Raw genomic sequence first — 18,617 nt, forward strand, 5'->3', positions numbered from 1 at the left:
TTGCTTTATTTTTAATCGCTAACTTTGTGTTTAAGCACTGTATTGGTGCAATGCTGCTTATTTTTGATCGGAAATTAAGCTTTCTAATGATTTTAATTGCGTTTGAAGTTCTGTTAAACGCAAATTGGCATTGTTTAGTGCAGTTTTCTGACGCTCAATTTCTTCTTTAGAAACCAAATCCATTTTACTAATCGCTTCGTTTAACAACGCTCTCACATTTTTTTCTAAATCTTTTTTGGGTTGGTCAACCTGTTCTAAGATTGCCTGTAATAAAGTTTCAATCATAGTTCTTCCGAATAATAAGTCATCAACATTGAAGTTTAACATCCGTTTTAGATTGACCCTAGTGTTAACTACATTTCATAGGTTAAACCAATAAGAACATAAAAAAAATCCATCAAAATTCCCAATATTTTTAGAACATAAGACCGTGTAGGCGTATAAAATAGGTTATAAATAAGTTCATGCTGGCTGATTAATATCCCCAACCATTATGAAGTTTGGCATGAAATTTGAACATAAAACCTTACTGGTGAAAAAAGCCGAAGGAAAACAACATGAAACTCGTAACAGCAATTGTAAAACCATTCAAATTAGATGACGTGCGTGAAGCACTCTCTGAAATTGGCGTTCAAGGGATCACCGTAACTGAAGTAAAAGGTTTTGGTCGTCAAAAAGGTCATACTGAACTTTATCGTGGTGCTGAATATGTGGTTGATTTTTTACCTAAAGTAAAAATTGAAATCGCAATCAGTGACGAAATGGTTGATTCAGTGATTGAATCAATTACACGTGTAGCTAGTACTGGCAAAATTGGTGACGGAAAAATTTTCGTGACGAATCTAGAACAAGTTATCCGTATCCGTACTGGTGAGACTGGTGCTGACGCAGTTTAATTTGGCATGAAGTTTGCTGAGTAGCGAATAACTCACAAAAACTAGGTTGGGGGATACGAATGAAAAAAATGCTAATGGCGCTGAGCTTGTCTGGCGCACTCTTAGGTGGTTCTGTCGCATGGGCTGAAGAAGCAGTGTCAGAACCAACTTCTACTGAAGTTGCAGTTGTTGAAACTGAGGCTTCATCTACAGATTCTAATTTGGTTGAAACATTACCAGCAGCTCCAGAAGAAGCTCCTGCTGAAGAAGCGGCAGTTCTTGATACGGGTGACACTGCCTGGATTTTAGTTTCAACTGCACTCGTTTTACTCATGACCATTCCTGGTTTAGCGCTGTTCTACGGCGGTATGGTACGTAAAAAAAATGTCTTAAGTACCATGGCACACAGCTTTGTCGCTGCTGCGGTAGTCAGTATCGCTTGGGTGGTGGTTGGTTACACACTTGCTTTTGGTGAAGGTAATGCCTTTATTGGAAGTCTAGATAAATTTATGTTGTCTGGTATCACTACAGAAGCATTGAGTGGAACAATTCCAGAAATTTTATTTGTCATCTTCCAGATGACATTTGCAATCATTACCGTTGCCATTATCAGTGGTTCTATTGCTGAGCGTATGAAATTCAGTGCTTTTGTTGCGTTTATCGCAATTTGGGTGGTGGTTGTCTATGCTCCTATTACACATTGGGTATGGGGTGGTGGTTGGTTAGGTAACGATGGTGCACTTGATTTTGCAGGTGGTACTGTTGTTCATATTAACTCAGGTGTTGCTGGTTTAGTTGCGGCGTATATGCTTGGTAAGCGTATGGGGCTAGGCAAAGAATCAATGGCACCACATAACCTTACATTGACTGTCATTGGTGCGAGTTTAATTTGGGTCGGCTGGTTTGGTTTCAATGGTGGTTCTGCATTAGGTGCAAATGGTTCAGCAGGTTATGCATTGGTGGTAACTCAAGTTGCTGCTGCCGCTGCTGCCATTTCATGGTTAATCACTGAAAAAGTCGTTCGTGGCAAAGCTTCAGTGTTGGGTGCGGCATCAGGTGCGGTAGCTGGCCTGGTTGTGATTACGCCAGCTGCTGGATTCGTGACAGTAGGTGGTGCTTTAGCGATGGGCTTAATTGGTGGTGTCGTATGCTTCTGGGGTATTACAGCATTAAAACGTGCATTGAAAGCGGATGACTCATTAGATGCCTTTGGACTTCACGGTGTTGGTGGTATCGTTGGCGCAATTCTAACCGCATTCTTTGCAAGTGAATTCATCATGGGCGATGCAGCACCTACAAACGTATTAAGCCAATTATGGGTACAAGTTGAAGGTGTTCTTGCAACAATCGCTTATTCAGCAATCCTGACATTCATCATCTTAAAAGTCATTGATTTAATCATCGGTATTCGTGTTGAGTCAGACGATGAGCGTATGGGTCTGGATTTAAGTCAACATGGTGAGCGTGTTGAATAACGATTGAACACAATAATCAATATATAGTGTGAAACAGCCCTTTGGGGCTGTTTTTTTTCTATATATTGATGAAAGCTCAACATGAGCAGAATTTTTTGATACACTTGGTGCAAATAGAATTTGTTCAATTAAACTGCTATGCATTGTCCATTTTGCAACGCCGCTGATAGTAAGGTGATTGATTCACGTTTAGCTGCTGAAGGCTGCCAAATTCGCCGTCGTCGTGAATGTATTAGTTGTAATGAGCGTTTTACTACTTTTGAAAGTTTTGAAGTGGTGATGCCTCGTGTCACCAAGTCCGATGGTAAAAACGAACCTTATGATGAAGCGAAACTTCGTCGTTCACTCATGCATGCTTTACAAAAACGTCCTGTGACACAAGAACAAATTGAAGCGGTGGTCAGTGATATTCAACTTCAAATTCGTCGACTAGGTGAACGTGATGTGCGTTCGCGTACTATAGGCGAAATTGTAATGAAGGCTTTATTTGCCCTTGATCATGTCGCATACGTACGTTTTGCCTCTGTATATCAAGATTTCCAAGATGTAGAAGCATTTCGCCGTCAAATCGAACAAATGCAACACCGAGATCAAGAACATTAATCTCGCCCCAAATTCAACTTCAAGGTTATGAATGTCTGAGTTCTCGCAACAACAGATCGATCAAGATCAAATGTGGATGCGTCGTGCAATAGCATTGGCGAAGCAAGGTCAATATTCGACAAAACCAAATCCTAATGTGGGTTGTGTCATTGTCAAAGACGGACAGATCATTGGTGAAGGTTTTCACCCCCAAGCTGGGCAACCACATGCCGAAGTGTTTGCACTTCGTCAAGCAGGGGAGCAAGCACAGGGTGCAACCGCGTATGTCACATTAGAACCTTGTGCGCATTATGGTCGTACTCCTCCTTGTGCTAAAGGTTTGGTCGAAGCGGGCATTGCAAAAGTGATAGTGGCTTGTTCAGATCCTAATCCATTGGTTGCTGGTAAAGGTGTGGATATCCTACAACAAGCAGGTATAGACGTTGAAGTCGGGATCTGTGAGTTGGAAGCGCGTCCTTTGAACTTAGGCTTCTTTAAAGCTATGTCTAAGGGATTACCTTATGTACGTTTAAAGGTCGCTTCGAGTCTCGATGGTCGTACAGCAATGGCTTCAGGGGAGTCGAAGTGGATTACAGGTGAATTGGCACGTCAGGATGTTCAACATTGGCGTGCAATTTCTGGTGCGGTGATCACAGGCATTGAAACAGTTTTGGCTGATGATTGTCAGTTGAATGTTCGAGCTTTACCGAATATTGAATTAGAGCGAGTTGTGCAGCCTAAACGTGTGATTTTAGATCGTCAAGGTCGCTTACCTTTAGATGCTAAAGTGTTAGAGAATCCTGATACTGTCATGGTCATGGGGCCATTTCGAGCAGAGCTTGCACAACTTGGCGTGATTCAACTCGAAGTTCAACCCTTAGTTGAATTGCTAAAAGTCTTAAAAGATTTTCAAATCTATGATGTGATGGTGGAAGCTGGTGCAACCCTATCTACTGCATTTTTGCAGGAAAATTTGGTAGACGAATTGATTAGTTATATTGCGCCTACACTATTAGGTCAATTAGCTCGTCCAATGTTTAATGCTGAATTTAATCTAATGACAGAACAACTCCGTTTTAAACTTCAAGATGTAACTCAGTTAGGTGATGACATCCGTTTAAAATTAATCCCTGATCAAGAGTCGCTATGAGTACAGAGTCAACGGTTTATCATAAACGTCGCCATGCAGCACGTACGACAGATGAGTATTTGTTTAATCAACTTGTGCCTTATTTAGGCAACAAGCGTCGTTTATTACATTTGATTCTTGAGGCATTAGAAAGCACTGGAACTTTGAATACGAGTTCAGGTCGAGCGCCTATCTTTGCGGACTTTTTTGCTGGAAGCGGTGTGGTTTCTCGTTTGGCTCGTCAAAACGGCTACCGAGTGATAGCGAATGATTGGGAGCCTTACAGCCACGCACTCAATCATGCCATATTGTCATGTACTGAAGCTCCTGCTTTTAAAGAATTAGGCGGATATCAGAAAGCAATTGACTATCTAAATCGCTTGCCTGAAGTCAAAGGGTGGGTGACACACAATCTCTGCCCTCGTAATGATGAGATCTATGATCCATCAAGAGACCGTTTATTTTTCAAGCGTCGAAATGGCATGCGTATTGATGCAATTCGTCAACAAATTGCAACTTGGCAAGCTCAAGGTGCAATTGATGATGTTGAAATGAGCGCTTTACTTGCACCTTTGTTGTATTCAGCAAGTTTTGTGAGTAATACGTCAGGCGTATTTAAGAGTTTCCATCACGGCTGGGGCGGTAAAACTCAGACGGCTTTAGAGCGAATTGAATCATTACTATGGCTGACCCCAAGTCGTTTTTGTGAAAATTCAAATCTGACAGGCCCAGCGGCTGAAATGTGGTGTGTGGATGCTCAACATTTAGTAAATCAAATGAGCGGTTTCGAAGTCGATGTGGCATATTTGGATCCACCCTATAATCAGCATGCGTATAGTAGCAACTATCATGTATTGAATGCTTTGACTTTATGGGATCAGGTAGATTTACCAAGTCCAGATACTAAGGGTTTCAAGAGTGGAATCGACCGTGCTTGGCGTAAAGAACGACCAAGCCCATACAATTCTTCTAAACATGCCAAAGAAGCGTATGAAAAGCTTTTGCAAACCATTAATGCACGCTATATTTTGACCAGTTATTCAACGGATGGAAATATTGAGGCTGGCGATTTACTTAAAGCGAATTTAGAGCGTGGACGAGTCACAATTTTGACTCAAGATGTTCCAAGATATCGTGTGAGTAAGCAGCGTCAGTCTGAGCGTGCGCGCGTTCTTGAGTTTATCGTCATTACCGACACGCACGCAAAATCAGGACCGCCAATTCGACAGTTACTTGGTCAGTTACACCACTATGCTGAATTGGGTGGAGTTGATACTACAGGCGTCGCTGAACAATTGGATTTATGGTAAAAATAGAACAAATTTAAGAGTACCCATTATGTTTACAGGCATTGTAGAAAGTTTAGGAAAAGTCGAAAGTTTACAAAATGTAGGTGGTGATATCCGCTTGCGCATACAGACTGATCTTGATATGTCTGATGTTCACTTGGGTGATTCTATTGCGACTAATGGCATCTGCTTAACTGTTATTGCATGGGGCAATCAATGGTACGAAGCAGATGTGTCACTTGAAAGTATTCATCGTACAACTTTATCGAGTTGGAAGGTTGGGCAAACCGTCAATGTAGAAAAAGCGATGTTACCAACAACTCGCTTTGGTGGTCATATTGTTAGTGGACATGTAGATGTAGTTGGTGAAATTACGGTGCAACGTCAAGATGCACGTTCACTCTATTTTGAGGTAACGGCCCCGCCTGAAATTGCAAAATATTTAGCGGAGAAAGGTTCCATCACAGTTGATGGAATTAGTCTTACAATCAATCATCTACGTGGCAATGTGTTGAGTTTAAATCTTATTCCTCATACTGCAGAGCGGACCAATATTAGTACGTGGAAAGTCGGGACTAAAGTAAACTTAGAAGTCGATGTACTTGCACGATATATTGAACGTTTATTGCTTGGGGATAAGGCTGCTGAACATAAACCTGAGTCTAAATTAAGCATGGAATTTTTAGCACAGAATGGCTTTTTACGTTAAAAAATGATTAAAATAGAAAACAGCCTAAATTTTTAGGCTGTTTTTTTGTTTAAATAAATTAGGTATACAATCTATCTAAAGGAGAAAGCAACATGCTCAGAGAACTTCAGAATGATTGATTTTTTACTGCATTTAGAGCAGCTTTTACCTAGTTTATTAGAGCAATATGGCGTATGGATTTACGCAATTTTATTTTTAGTGATATTTGCGGAAAATGGTTCCGTTTTCATGTTTTTTTTACCTGGGGACAGTTTGCTCATCGCCATCGGTGCTTTATGTTCGACCACTGAGTTGATTCATTTGCACTATATGGGATTGTTATTATTTATCGCCTCAGTCCTTGGTTATATTCTCAATTTCTATACAGGGCGATGGCTTGGTATTAAATATTTTAGCGACCACTCACGTTGGTTAAAACCTGAGTATATTGCCAAAACGAATGCTTATTTCGAAAAACATGGTGGTAAGACCATTTTAATTGCGCGCTTTATCCCTTTTGTACGTTCTTTTGCTCCATTCGCTGCTGGCTCTGGATATATGAGCTATAGCAGTTTCATGTTTTACAATATTATTGGTGCTTGGATTTGGATCGCACTTTTACTAGGTATGGGGTATGGCATGGGAAATATATTCTCAGCCGTTTTAGATTTTTTTGCTTAAATTGATACTTCAAACCTGATAAAAAAAGCCCTCAGTGGGCTCTTTTAAATTTTATTAATGGTGAGTGATGTGCGATCAAACCAATTCTCTACCAAAACTTCATCTTGAATTAAAAAGTCGCCTTTTTTCGACTCATGTTTTAAATACACTAAAACCGATTGAAAATCTGCTCGACTAATCAATAGTTCTTGAGCACTGATCGTGACATGTTCGCCAGATTTCAAATGAGTGATTCGTTCAGAGATGTTGCTTAAAAGATCCATGGTGATACTTTCCTCATGTCCGTCAAATCGCAGAGAGCATTTAAATCACATTCATGGTGTGACAAATATGTTTCATTTTGATGACACTAAGCATCCACCGTTCGAGCCTCTAAGAGGGGAGAGATGTATTTTTTAAAATAAGTTCGATCTCTTCTTTTGCTGCTGCTTGGAGTTTTGATTTAAAAATTTGTACGGCATCTTCAATCATGGTTTCAGCTTCAAGCTCGAGACGTAAACGAATCGTATCTAAATCTTGATGAATTGATAAATGCGCGGGAGAGTTTCCTGAAAAGTCCCGATGGGGTGTAGTCACTTTTTGGTATTTTTCAGTATATTCATCGATTTCTGCATCAATCACTTGTCGTAACTGTACGAGCGAATCGGTTTGTTGTTGAAATTTAAGATATTCATCTTGTAGAAGCTTTTGATTATAAGCCTCTTGCAGTGCACGTTTTTCTGCTAATGATTTTTCTAAAGCCAATTGCTTACGAATACGAGCTTCTTCAATTAATCGTGCTTTTTCATCCGCATAAGCCTGTTCAACCTTTAATTGAGCCACTTGCTGGGCACGATTATCATGGTCTAGCCATTGCTCTGGTTGAGTTTGAGGTTCGAGTAAATCACTGATGCGATTAAGGTCGTCGATAAAAGCTTGGCGAACCGCTTCTGGCGCTTTCAACCAACGTTTTTTAAAATCTTGACCGACATTAATGGCCACCGTGATTCTCCTTTTTCCAATGACAACGCGCTAAAGTTTATGTGTTTGAGGTGAGATACCTAATTTTCGATAGGTTTTATATTTCTCTCGTCCAATTTCTTTGGCAGCTTCGTTGTTTTCAATAATTTCGATAATGTGACTGAAACGTGAAGGATCTTCAAGTGCATGAATGTGAAAATTAAACACGATCCATTCCTGAGTTTCAGGGAGCTTAGACGAAATACAAATAGCTGCTGATTGATCATCAATGCCATGTGTCAAAAAACTCTGCGGATCGAAACTCCAAAGTAAATCATCGAGTTCATTTTGAATGCTCAATTCTGGACAATGAATCCATATTTTTGCAGGGTTACGCAGAATTTTTCGACATAAACGACAGGCACTTTGGACCTGTCGTTCTGGACTCATTTCAAATAAGTAGAAGCTGATTTTAGACATTAATTTACGCGATTTGCGAGAAATTGAACCAATAATGGAACTGGGCGACCAGTTGCACCTTTTGCTGCGCCAGATGTCCAAGCTGTACCAGCAACATCTAAATGTGCCCAACGATATTCACGTGTGAAGCGTTGCAAGAAGCAAGCAGCTGTAACAGCACCAGCTTTTGGACCACCAATATTGGCAATATCAGCAAATGGAGAGTCAAGCTGTTCTTGGTAGTCATCATAGACCGGCATACGCCATACACGGTCAAATGATTGTTCACCAGCTTGAGAAAGTTCATTTGCCAGTTCATCATCTGGTGTGAACATACCTGTTAAAACAGAGCCTAAAGCAACAACACAAGCGCCTGTTAATGTTGCGATATCAATCACAAGTTCTGGGTTAAAGCGTTTGACATAGGTCAGCGTGTCACAGAGGACTAAGCGACCTTCGGCATCTGTATTTAGAATTTCAACAGTTTGACCACTCATCGTGGTGACGATATCACCTGGTCGAGTTGCATGACCTGATGGCATGTTCTCAGCCGCCGCAATTGCACCTACAACATGAATCGGAAGGCGAGCTTCACAGAGTGAGCGCATGGTTCCTAAAACTGAAGCTGCACCACCCATATCGTATTTCATTTCATCCATGCCTAAACCTGGTTTTAATGAAATACCACCCGTATCGAAAGTGATTCCTTTACCCACGAGGACGATAGGAGCTTGTTCAAGTTGACCTTGATATTCAAGAGTAATGATACGTCCAGGGCGATCTGAACCTTTGCTGACTGCAAGAAATGCATTCATGCCAAGATCAGCAATTTGCTGTTCATCTAGCACGGTTACTTTCAATAAATCTGGGAATTCTGCTGCCAATGCAATTGCATGATCCGCTAAATATTCAGGAAAACAAATATTTCCTGGACGATTTGCTAAATCACGTGCAATGTTTTGACCGCTTTCAATTGCTTGAATTAAGTTGAGTTGATTTGACGTTAGCGTAGAGTTTGATGCAATTAGATGAACCTGTTCGAGTATAAAGCCATTTTTTTTCGACTTAAACTCGTCAAAAGCATAAGCAGATTGAGTGAGTTTAAGTGCAAATAAGTAGTGTAATTCATTCGGCAAAGCTGAAATATCAACACTGATTTGTTTGAATTTTTTTTGTGAAGCTTTGATAATAGTTTGTGCAATTTTTGCTAATTTTGCAGCTTTAACTTCTTGTGCATTACCTAAGCCAAGTAGAATGCTATTCGGTTGATTTTCAATTTGACCCAATAACGATAAAGACTCATTGAAACCTGCTTTGAATTGAGCTGCTTCAGTTAGGCTGTCTAAATTGTTGATTTGATAGTTGCTTTTAACTGCATGGGTGTTTTCAGAGTCGACTAAAATAACCAAATGTTGGCTTTCTGAAATTTGTGCCAATGATGTATTAATTGAAAGTTTCATATGCTTGTTGTGTGCCTATTGAGACCGTTTAAATCATTAAACCATTGAAACACTACCAATGATAGAATTTCAATGAGGTTTTATATTTTTAACATTCGGGTAAACTAGCGCTAGCCGATTTAACCTAATTTTGGAAGATTACTTTGATTATAAGACGTTACCTCGTCAAACAAGTGGTATCTACCTCTGTGGTTGTGATTTCATTGCTTACACTCATCATGTTGGGTGGGCGTTTGATCAAGTATTTTGGCGTGGCAGCTCAGGGTCGAATGGATGCAAGTATTTTATTTAGCATCATTGGCTACCGTCTTCCAGAATTTTTGACATTGATCTTACCTTTAGGTTTTTTCATTGGTCTCATGTTGGTGTTTGGCCGACTGTATGTAGATCATGAAATGGCGGTTCTCAATGGCAGTGGTGTTAGTCGTAATCAATTGGCTCGTTTATTGTTACCTCTCACAGCCATTTATTTGGCCATTCAAACGGTATTAATGGTATGGATGTCTCCATGGGGTATACGTGAATTTGAAAAGCTTACGACGACCCAAGCGGTTCGATCAGGCTTTGATTTGGTACGTCCAAAAGAGTTTATTTCCTCAGGTCCTTATACCATTTATGCTGGCGCACTTTCGGAAGATCGTAAAAACTTAAAAGAAATTTTCTTCTATCAGCGTGCAGATAAGCCTGAAAAACCTGACATCATGATTTTAGCGAAAGAAGCGACACGTGTTGAAATGGTCGGTGAAACAGCGAGTGTTGTTGATTTAACCCAAGGTCGTCGTTACGAAATTTATCAAGATAGTCCGAAATATAGTCATACCGAATTTGCTTCATATCGTTTGCGTCTTGAAAGTGATAAAGAGGCGAAATTCGAAAGTGGTGATGTAGAAGCGTTACCAATTTCGAAGTTGATTGAAACTCGTGAAGACCCTGTAGTTGCCAGTGAATTGGGCTGGAGAATATTTGTGCCATTTACATTGATTGTGGCATTGATGTTAGCAACGGCATTGTCTGAGGTTACTCCACGCCAAGGACGATATTTAAAATTATTTCCTGCACTCTTAATTTTTGCCAGTTTGATTGTGGCATTAATGGCGATTAAAACCAGAATTAGTAAAGATGAGATTGGTATTTGGGCTTATCCCGCTATCTTGATTGTTTATGCAGTGGGTGCGGCGATTTTCTCGCGTAAACAAAAACTAGCGCCTAAGTTAAAAAAACGAATTGAGCAGGTGAAATCATAATGTTGGCACGTCGAATTGTCGCAAAACATGTGACGAAAACCACAGCGCTGGCGATGTTGGGTGCTACAGCGATTTTATCAGCCCTTCAAATTCTTTTTACCTATATGGGTGAATTAGGCAGCCTGAAAGAAGGATATGGAGCTTGGCAAGCGCTTATTCATGTTCTATGGGCTTCACCGCAATATTTATATGAAATTTTACCTATTTCAGCATTGATTGGTGCAGTGCTCGGTTTGGGTTCAATGGCTTCAAATAGTGAGCTGATTGTCATGCGCGCTTCAGGGATTAGCCTGTGGCGTATTGTGGGTTGGGTCATGCGCTCAGCAATGCTCTTGGTATTGCTTTCATTTTTACTCAGTGAATATGTTATTCCTTACACCAATGAGCGGGCGGAAAGTATTAAAGACCGTCGTTCTGTTGCTGAGCTTGGCGAAGTCAAAGGGTATTGGACTAGAGAAGGTCAACGATTTATTTATATTGACTATGCAAATGCGCAAGGGCAGTTACGTCAAGTTGAGATGATGGACTTTGATCAAGATTATCGTCTGAAGTCAGTCTTGACTGCGAATCAAGGTCAATTTGTACAAAATGGACAATGGTCTTTAATTGAAGCCAGTCAGATGGATATTTTTCCTGAAGGCTATTCGAGACTGATTCAAACTCCTCAGCAGGATGTTGCTTTAGCGCTTCAACCTAAATATGTTCATATGGTGACGATTGATCCTGAAGATTTAGCTCCAAGCCAATTGATCAGTTTTATGCGCTATATGAATGAATATAGTCAAGTTCCTAAAACGTATTTACTTGCATTCTGGCAAAAAGTGGCTTCGCCATTTGCATTGTTGGCACTCGTACTGATTGCTTGCTCTTTTATTTTTGGCCCTTTACGGCAACAGTCTATGGGTTTTCGTTTAGTGATTGCGTTATTTGTAGGGCTTGGTTTTTACTACCTACAAGACTTCTTAGGGTACGCGAGTTTGGTGTATTCACCATCTCCAGCTTGGTTTGTTTTTCTGCCAATTGTGCTTATCTTTGCGGTAGGTAGCTATTTGCTATATCGAGCGCGCTAGAGAATTTTTAAATTGAAAAATAGATGGTCTAGATCAATCAAAGCCATCGTGTTCAGATAGAGTCTTAATGAAAAATTCGTTAAGATACGTTGATTAATTTGTAAACAGAAAAGAGTGTATATCATGACGGATGCAACTGCTGGCAAAATCCCTCACGTTTTAGTCATTATGGATGGTGTGGGTCATCGTGAAGCGGTCGAAGATAATGCTTTTCTTGCAGCGAAAACACCTAATTTAACTGCAATGAAACAGAATCATCCACATGGTCTGATTTCAGGTTCAGGTGAAGATGTTGGTCTTCCAGATGGCCAAATGGGGAATTCAGAAGTTGGTCATATGAATCTTGGTGCTGGACGCGTGTTGTATCAAGATTTCACTCGTATTACCAAAGATATCCGTACTGGTGATTTCTATAAACATGAAGTATTGGTTGATGCTGTAGAAAAAGCAAAAGAAAATCAAAAAGCAGTACATATTTTTGGATTGTTGTCTGAAGGTGGTGTTCACTCTCATGAAGACCATATTGTTGCTATGGCAGAGTTGGCACTAAAAAGAGGTGCTCAAGTCTATTTACATGCTTTCTTAGATGGTCGTGATACTCCCCCAAAAAGTGCACAACCATCTTTAGAGAAATTAGATGCATTATTTGCCCAATATCCAGGTCAGGGTCGAATCGCAACGATGATCGGTCGTTATTTCGCAATGGATCGTGACAATCGTTGGGATCGTGTCGAACAAGCATATCGTTTATTAACAGAAGGTGAGGCTGTTCGCGTAGTTGAGTCTGCTGTGGAAGGTCTCGAACAAGCGTATGCTGCTGAAGAGTCAGATGAGTTTGTGAAAGCAACACGTATTGGGGATGTAGCCGCAGTACAAGATGGTGATGCTGTTGTTTTTATGAATTTCCGTGCAGATCGTGCTCGCGAATTGACAAAAGCATTTGTTGAACAAGGCTTCGATGGTTTCGAGCGTAAAGTTGTGCCTCAGCTTGCGAAATTTGTCATGTTAACGCGCTATCAAGCGACAATTAATGCGCCGGTGGCATATATGCCAGAACCGTTGGTCAATTCAATTGGTGAATACCTGTCTAATTTAGGTAAAACTCAATTACGTATCGCGGAAACTGAGAAATATGCCCATGTGACTTTCTTCTTCAGTGGTGGTCGTGAAGATGAGTATCCAGGTGAAAAACGTATTTTGATTCCATCACCAAATGTTGCAACCTATGATTTAAAACCAGAAATGAGTGCTTATGAAGTCACTGATGAGTTAGTGAATGCAATTAATTCAGGTGAATTTGACTTACTCGTTGTGAACTATGCAAATGGCGATATGGTTGGACATACAGGGGTATTCGATGCTGCCGTTAAAGCAGTAGAAGCAGTGGATGTCAGCTTAGGTCGCGTCTATGATGCAGTGATGGCGAAGAAAGGCCATATGTTGATCACTGCGGATCACGGTAATGTTGAACAAATGCAGGACTATGAAAGTGGTCAAGTCCATACTCAACATACAACTGAGCATGTGCCATTTATTTATGTAGGTCCAACTCAAGCGAAAATTGCAGAGGGTGGTGTGCTTGCAGATGTTGCACCGACATTATTGAATTTAATGCAGTTGCCTGTTCCTGCTGAAATGAAAGGTCGCAATTTAGTGACTTTAGTTTAAAAATAAGAAGGAATTCAGTATGAATCCATTGTTATTCAAACTCATGTTAGGTCTAGCTTTAAGTTTGAATGGGGTTCATGCTTTCGCTGCTGGATCTAAGGGTCCAGCAGTTGATCCTTTAGAAGAAGACTGGTCATCTAACAGTTCAGAAGTTCCGATTGAATCTATACAGCAGTTTGTTCAGATTTACGGTACAGTAAAAGAAAACTATGTCACTGAAGTCACTGACGATCAGTTATTTTTACAAGCGATCCAAGGTTTGGTGAGTGGGCTAGATCGTTACTCTCGCTATTTATCTCCAGAAGATTATCGCCAACTCCTCAAATATACCGAGGAGGATTTAGCGAGTATCGATTTTGATCTTAGCTTTGATACCTCACGAGGTTTATGGCAGATCGAAAATTTAGATCCCGATAGTGACTCGGCAAAATTAGGATTGGCCAACGGCGTTACACTTTACAAAATTGATGGACAAGAGCTTAGATTGCTAAACCAAGATCAAGTCAAAGACTTGCTCAGTGGCTCGATTGGATCAACCATCAGTTTACAAAGATCACCGAACTCATCTCCAATTATTTTAGTGAGAAATCAAAAACTAGATGTTGCCGATATACAAGCACATATGCTGAGTAATCAAGTTTTACTATTAAAGGTGAAAGTTTTTCAGCAAGATACTGCGAATGAAATAAAACGTTATATCGATGAGCATCATAGCCAACAACTCAAAGCTGTTTTAATAGATCTAAGAAATAATCCGGGTGGATTATTATCTTCTGCTGTGGAAACGGCAGATTTATTTTTAAATCAGGGTTTGATTGTATCTACGCGTAGCCGTTCAGAAGGTGATCAACAATTCCAAGCTTTACCAGGACATGAATTTACAGGGCTTAAAGTCGGAGTATTGATTAATCAACGTTCGGCTTCTGCAGCAGAAGTATTTACGGCAGCAATGAAAGATCATCAACGCGCCGTAATCATTGGTGAAAAGAGTTATGGTAAAGGTGTTGTGCAAAAACTCTTTCCACTTGAAAATGGTGCGGCACTACAAATGACAGTATCTCATTACTTAACACCGAATGGTGTCGAGATTGATGGGCAAGGCATAGCCCCTAATATCGAATATCCTTGGCCGCAGGATATGAAGGAGGAGGTTTACCTCCAACACGCAGCCGATTTGTTGTTAAGAAGCCGTTAAATATCATCAATATCGGGGTGATGCTAAGTTATTCATCTTCAGTATCTAAACCAAATTTTTTTAAACGATATCGTAATGAGCGGAATGTCATTCCTAATTTTTTGGCGGCTAGGGTTCTGTTCCAATGCGTTGAGTTTAACGCATTAATTAAAACTTCTTTTTCTACTTTCTCAAGGTATTGTTCTAATCCCTCTTCGGGCAAACCTTTGGGTATTTGAGACGTTAAATCAGTAGTTGCTTCAATTTGACTATTTGGTTGTTGTGCTAAAGGTTGGGATGTTAAGCCTAATGAAGGGCTTTTAACATGCTCGACGGCTATGAGCTTATCATCGCAAAGTGTAAGTGCACGCTCGATGATATTTTTAAGTTCGCGTACATTCCCTGTAAATGGTTGTTGTTTAAGGAATTGTATCGCCTCTTGAGACAGTTGAGGGGCTTCAATACGCCATTCACTACTGATTTTATCAATAAAATGTTGAGCTAGAACAGGAATATCTTTGGGTCTATCGCGGAGTGGGGTAAGACGTAAATCCATCACATGAATTCTAAAAAATAGATCTTGTCTAAATTTGCCTTGTTGAACCAATTGCTCAAGATTTTGATGGCTTGCACTGACAATCCTAAAATCAACATCAAGCTCTTTATCACTGCCAATCGGACGGATTTTCTTTTCTTGAACTGCTCTCAGCAATTTAGCTTGCATGGCGAGTGAAAGCTCTGCAATTTCGTCTAAAAATAATGTTCCACCGTCAGCTGTTTGAATTAACCCTTGTTTGTCTTGGTCAGCACCCACAAAACTGCCTTTGATATGACCAAATAATTCACTTTCCATCAGGTCTTCATTCATCGCACCACAATTGATCGCGACAAAGGCATGATCATGACGATTACTGAGTTGATGAATAAGATTCGCAACGATTTCTTTACCAGTCCCTGATTCACCTGTAATAAAGACAGGTGCTTGCGATCGAGCTATTTTTTTGATTGCTGTACGAAGCTGTTGAGTTTGTTCTGAGACACCAATCAGCAGTTGTTCCTCAAGTGGAAGCTGATTGAGATCATCATCCACTGCAGGGGTATGTAATGCTTTCTTAAGCAATTGATGCAAATGTTGTTGATTAATGGGCTTACTGACGAAATCGAAAGCGCCTGCTTTTAAAGCGGAGATTGCCAACTCCATATTGGCATAGGCGGTCAGTACCGCGATGGGCGTCTTCGGATAGTGCTGGGTGACGTATTTAACTAAATCGATGCCATTGCCATCTGGTAAATTGAAATCGGTGATACACGCATCGTATTTATATTCGCTTAGAAAATGTAGCGCTTGTTTCAAATGATGTGCCATATGCGTTTTAATGCCCATCCGAGAAAGGGTCATTTGCATCAACATACATAAATCAGGTTCATCATCGACTAAAAGTACTAAAGGTTGTTGCTTTACCATAACCTGATCTTATCCATCTAAACGTCTGTCTTATGGCATGTAATACGAAAACATGCACCTTGCTGTTCTTGCTCGATATAACTCAATTTTGCTTGGTTAGCTTCACAAATACTTTGTGATAAATATAATCCTAAACCAGTTCCATTGGTTTCAGTACTAAAAAATGGTTGAAATAATTGAGATAAATCATGTTGTTGGATGCCTTTGCCAAAATCGATAACATCAATAAAAATTTGATTTTCTGAACAACTGCTTCTGACAAAAATGTACTCTGCGGTCGGATCATTATGACGAATAGCATTGCGAATTAAATTAATCAGAACTTGTCGCAGTTGGATTTCATCAAAATAAACTTCAATATTGGCTTCAAGCTGTAATTGGATATGAGAACTGATATCTGCTAAATCTTGTTGAATAAGATCATGCATAAACTGCTCAAAATGAATCAGTACACCGGCAGTTTTTTTATTCTTTGCCATATCCAATGTGTCTTTGATGATTTTATCAATACGTTTTGCTTGCTTAGCAATCATTTGATTGAGCATACGTTTTTGTTCTTCATCCGAATCATCATTAAGTTCATTGGCTTGTACGATTGCTGCTAAAGGATTACGTATTTCATGTGCAATACTGGCTGATAATTGACCAAGAGAAGCTAATTTCATTTGTTGAACTTTCTGATTAAGTTTTTGCGCATCTTCCAAAATTAATAGCGTGAGCGCTTGTTGAGGCGTAACCAGTTTTTGAACACGAATATCAACTGTATAGGATGATTGATGAGATTCAAACTGAAAGCGCTCTCCATGAGCAACCAATGTGTTTTTTAGAATTTCATAGAGATCTGGTTGGAAGTTGGCAAGATTATATTGTTCATGAGCGTACAGGGGCGAAATACCAAGTAAGGAATATGCAGCAGGATTGCAGACGATAATTTTACAGTGATCATCTAAGACCAGATAACCGACTTCGATTTGCTCAAGAATATAGCGATTAATATTTTGTAGTTTAAAGAGTTCATTGGCTTGATGTGTATTGACGGATTCGAGTACTTGAAACCGTTGTATTGATACTTGACCAATGCCATGAACCACAAAAAATAAAAAAGCAAGAAAGGCACTGTCACCAATATTATTTAGACTTTCAATGGAGAATAAACTGCCAAAAAACTGCTGATATACGACCCCAATCACCGCGACTAATGTGATGAATAAGGCTTGGTTTTTACTGAGTAAAAAGTTTGCTGCAAAGACGGAAATGACAAACAATAACCCAATTGCGATATTGGGACCACCGAGTGCAAAAGTAAGGGTATTTAGAAAGAGCAGGTCAACTGCAAATAAGGTGATAATTTGTTTATAAATAGCTTGTGGTAAGTATTTTAAAACGATCGTTTGTACGATGCTACTTGCAACATAAAGGAGTAAAGCGTAAAAATAGATTGATTCATATTGATAAAAATAACGTTCAGAATCAATCGTCAGTAGGAATATGAGTGTTAAGCTTAAGGCGATAATGACACGATAACTTGAATATAGTGTTCCAAGACGGTAGATCGTTTGGTAAATAGAAATTGAAGCAGCAGACGTCATTGGAATACTCAGATCAAATTAAGGCTTAATCAAACCATAACGAATTGCCAAATGCGTCAGTTTGACATCACTATCGATTCCTAATTTTTCAAATATACGATAGCGGTAGGTATTCACTGTTTTTACGCTAACAAAGAGTTTGTCTGAAATTTCTTGGGCACTAATACAATTCACAACCATCATCGCGACTTGCATTTCACGTTCAGAAAGTGCATCGAAAGGAGAAGTTTGTGTATCAGATAAATAAGAACTCGCAAGCTGTTCAGCAATATCTGCACTGAAGTATTTACCACCTTGCATGACTTTATTAATTGCACGAACCATTTCTGTGATCGGAGCTCCCTTCGTGATGTAACCACGAGCCCCCGCTTTTAACAGTAGTGATGGATAGGGTTCTTCCGCTAGGCCACTGACGGCAAGAACTTTGGTATCAGGTGCTGTTTGTAATAAACGGCGAGTGGTTTCTACGCCACCGATACCAGGCATATTCACATCAAGCAAGACGACATTAGGGTGGTGTTGACGAACAAGACTAATGGCTTCTTCACCGGACTCTGCTTGACCAATGACTTGAATATCTGCTTGATCTTCAAGCATACGACAAATACCTGTACGAACTAACTCATGGTCATCTACCACTAATACCGTGATCACAAACACCTCCTCTGAAATCTATTCTTACTTTTTTGTTACATGATGCAAAAATTGCTTGCATTGGACTAACAAAAATAGCAATGCTATTCCTAATCTTTACTAAAATACTGTGCATAATCACGTGGTTTAATATTAATCACGTTTGTACCTAAATGTAAGTCATATTTGAGGTGATT

18 protein-coding genes and 2 pseudogenes are annotated in these 18,617 nt (G+C 39.9%); 11 read left to right on the top strand and 9 right to left on the bottom strand.

Annotated features, from left to right (window positions below; translation table 11 throughout):
* Positions 1-57: 57 nt before the first annotated feature.
* Complete coding sequence (locus AC1M9F_RS07330) at positions 58-285, bottom strand: accessory factor UbiK family protein (protein ID WP_092767430.1); 228 nt, start codon at positions 283-285, stop codon at positions 58-60.
* A 272-nt stretch (positions 286-557) separates the two neighbouring features.
* On the opposite strand from AC1M9F_RS07330, the gene glnK reads away from it, so the two are divergent.
* The 7 genes from glnK (at position 558) to AC1M9F_RS07365 (ending at position 6,719) form a co-directional block, all read left to right on the top strand.
* The gene (glnK, locus tag AC1M9F_RS07335; RefSeq protein ID WP_004650081.1) at positions 558-896 is read left to right on the top strand and encodes a P-II family nitrogen regulator; all 339 of its coding nucleotides are present in this window, start codon (positions 558-560) and stop codon (positions 894-896) included.
* A gap of 59 nt (positions 897-955) precedes the next feature.
* A complete protein-coding gene (locus tag AC1M9F_RS07340; protein ID WP_035263878.1) occupies positions 956-2,350 on the top strand; it encodes an ammonium transporter in 1,395 nt (464 codons plus the stop codon).
* Between the two features lie 138 nt (positions 2,351-2,488).
* The gene (gene nrdR / locus AC1M9F_RS07345) at positions 2,489-2,953 is read left to right on the top strand and encodes a transcriptional regulator NrdR (RefSeq protein ID WP_092767359.1); all 465 of its coding nucleotides are present in this window, start codon (positions 2,489-2,491) and stop codon (positions 2,951-2,953) included.
* Positions 2,954-2,984: 31 nt separating this feature from the next.
* Entirely contained in the window at positions 2,985-4,082 is a 1,098-nt protein-coding gene (gene ribD, locus AC1M9F_RS07350) for a bifunctional diaminohydroxyphosphoribosylaminopyrimidine deaminase/5-amino-6-(5-phosphoribosylamino)uracil reductase RibD (protein ID WP_481597441.1), read from the top strand.
* The gene (locus AC1M9F_RS07355; protein WP_481597442.1) at positions 4,079-5,371 is read left to right on the top strand and encodes a DNA adenine methylase; all 1,293 of its coding nucleotides are present in this window, start codon (positions 4,079-4,081) and stop codon (positions 5,369-5,371) included. Before ribD ends, AC1M9F_RS07355 begins: the two co-directional genes overlap by 4 nt.
* A 28-nt stretch (positions 5,372-5,399) precedes the next feature.
* Positions 5,400-6,059, top strand: coding sequence for a riboflavin synthase (locus tag AC1M9F_RS07360; protein WP_092767353.1), 660 nt, complete (start codon positions 5,400-5,402; stop codon positions 6,057-6,059).
* Between the two features lie 111 nt (positions 6,060-6,170).
* Positions 6,171-6,719 (top strand): VTT domain-containing protein, encoded by a 549-nt coding sequence (locus tag AC1M9F_RS07365; protein ID WP_180028159.1) that lies wholly within the window; start codon positions 6,171-6,173, stop codon positions 6,717-6,719.
* A 44-nt stretch (positions 6,720-6,763) separates the two neighbouring features.
* Here AC1M9F_RS07365 and AC1M9F_RS07370 read toward each other — a convergent pair whose 3' ends face one another.
* The 4 genes from AC1M9F_RS07370 to AC1M9F_RS07385 form a co-directional block, all read right to left on the bottom strand.
* Positions 6,764-6,982, bottom strand: a complete 219-nt coding sequence (locus AC1M9F_RS07370) for a hypothetical protein (protein ID WP_481597443.1) — start codon at positions 6,980-6,982, stop codon at positions 6,764-6,766.
* A 109-nt stretch (positions 6,983-7,091) separates the two neighbouring features.
* Positions 7,092-7,700 carry a cell division protein BlhA gene (gene blhA / locus AC1M9F_RS07375; RefSeq protein ID WP_481591495.1) on the bottom strand — a complete coding sequence of 203 codons (609 nt, stop codon included), beginning with the start codon at positions 7,698-7,700 and terminating at the stop codon, positions 7,092-7,094.
* A gap of 30 nt (positions 7,701-7,730) precedes the next feature.
* On the bottom strand, positions 7,731-8,138 hold the full coding sequence (locus AC1M9F_RS07380) for a DNA polymerase III subunit chi (RefSeq protein WP_481597444.1): 408 nt from the start codon (positions 8,136-8,138) through the stop codon (positions 7,731-7,733).
* A complete protein-coding gene (locus AC1M9F_RS07385) occupies positions 8,138-9,577 on the bottom strand; it encodes a leucyl aminopeptidase (protein ID WP_481597445.1) in 1,440 nt (479 codons plus the stop codon). The genes AC1M9F_RS07380 and AC1M9F_RS07385 overlap by 1 nt, the downstream gene beginning before the upstream one ends.
* 143 nt (positions 9,578-9,720) lie before the next feature.
* On the opposite strand from AC1M9F_RS07385, the gene lptF reads away from it, so the two are divergent.
* The 4 genes from lptF to AC1M9F_RS07405 all read left to right on the top strand — a co-directional run bounded on the left by lptF (position 9,721) and on the right by AC1M9F_RS07405 (position 14,754).
* Complete coding sequence (gene lptF / locus AC1M9F_RS07390) at positions 9,721-10,821, top strand: LPS export ABC transporter permease LptF (RefSeq protein WP_035263893.1); 1,101 nt, start codon at positions 9,721-9,723, stop codon at positions 10,819-10,821.
* A complete protein-coding gene (gene lptG / locus AC1M9F_RS07395; RefSeq protein ID WP_481597446.1) occupies positions 10,821-11,891 on the top strand; it encodes an LPS export ABC transporter permease LptG in 1,071 nt (356 codons plus the stop codon). Before lptF ends, lptG begins: the two co-directional genes overlap by 1 nt.
* 123 nt (positions 11,892-12,014) lie before the next feature.
* Positions 12,015-13,559 (top strand): 2,3-bisphosphoglycerate-independent phosphoglycerate mutase, encoded by a 1,545-nt coding sequence (gpmI, locus tag AC1M9F_RS07400; protein WP_035263895.1) that lies wholly within the window; start codon positions 12,015-12,017, stop codon positions 13,557-13,559.
* Between the two features lie 19 nt (positions 13,560-13,578).
* Positions 13,579-14,754, top strand: a complete 1,176-nt coding sequence (locus AC1M9F_RS07405; RefSeq protein ID WP_228143113.1) for a S41 family peptidase — start codon at positions 13,579-13,581, stop codon at positions 14,752-14,754.
* Positions 14,755-14,782: 28 nt separating this feature from the next.
* Here AC1M9F_RS07405 and AC1M9F_RS07410 read toward each other — a convergent pair.
* From AC1M9F_RS07410 to gacA, 4 genes and pseudogenes are all read right to left on the bottom strand, one after another.
* A pseudogene (locus AC1M9F_RS07410) lies at positions 14,783-14,962 on the bottom strand (helix-turn-helix domain-containing protein); the annotation flags it as partial.
* 107 nt (positions 14,963-15,069) lie between these two features.
* A pseudogene (locus AC1M9F_RS07415) lies at positions 15,070-16,198 on the bottom strand (sigma-54-dependent transcriptional regulator); the annotation flags it as partial.
* A 17-nt stretch (positions 16,199-16,215) separates the two neighbouring features.
* Positions 16,216-17,787, bottom strand: a complete 1,572-nt coding sequence (locus AC1M9F_RS07420) for an ATP-binding protein (protein ID WP_481597447.1) — start codon at positions 17,785-17,787, stop codon at positions 16,216-16,218.
* Positions 17,788-17,805: 18 nt separating this feature from the next.
* Positions 17,806-18,441 (bottom strand): response regulator transcription factor GacA, encoded by a 636-nt coding sequence (gene gacA / locus AC1M9F_RS07425; RefSeq protein WP_092767334.1) that lies wholly within the window; start codon positions 18,439-18,441, stop codon positions 17,806-17,808.
* Positions 18,442-18,617 lie beyond the last annotated feature (176 nt).

The sequence above is a fragment of the Acinetobacter sp. ANC_7504 genome (assembly GCF_056779995.1).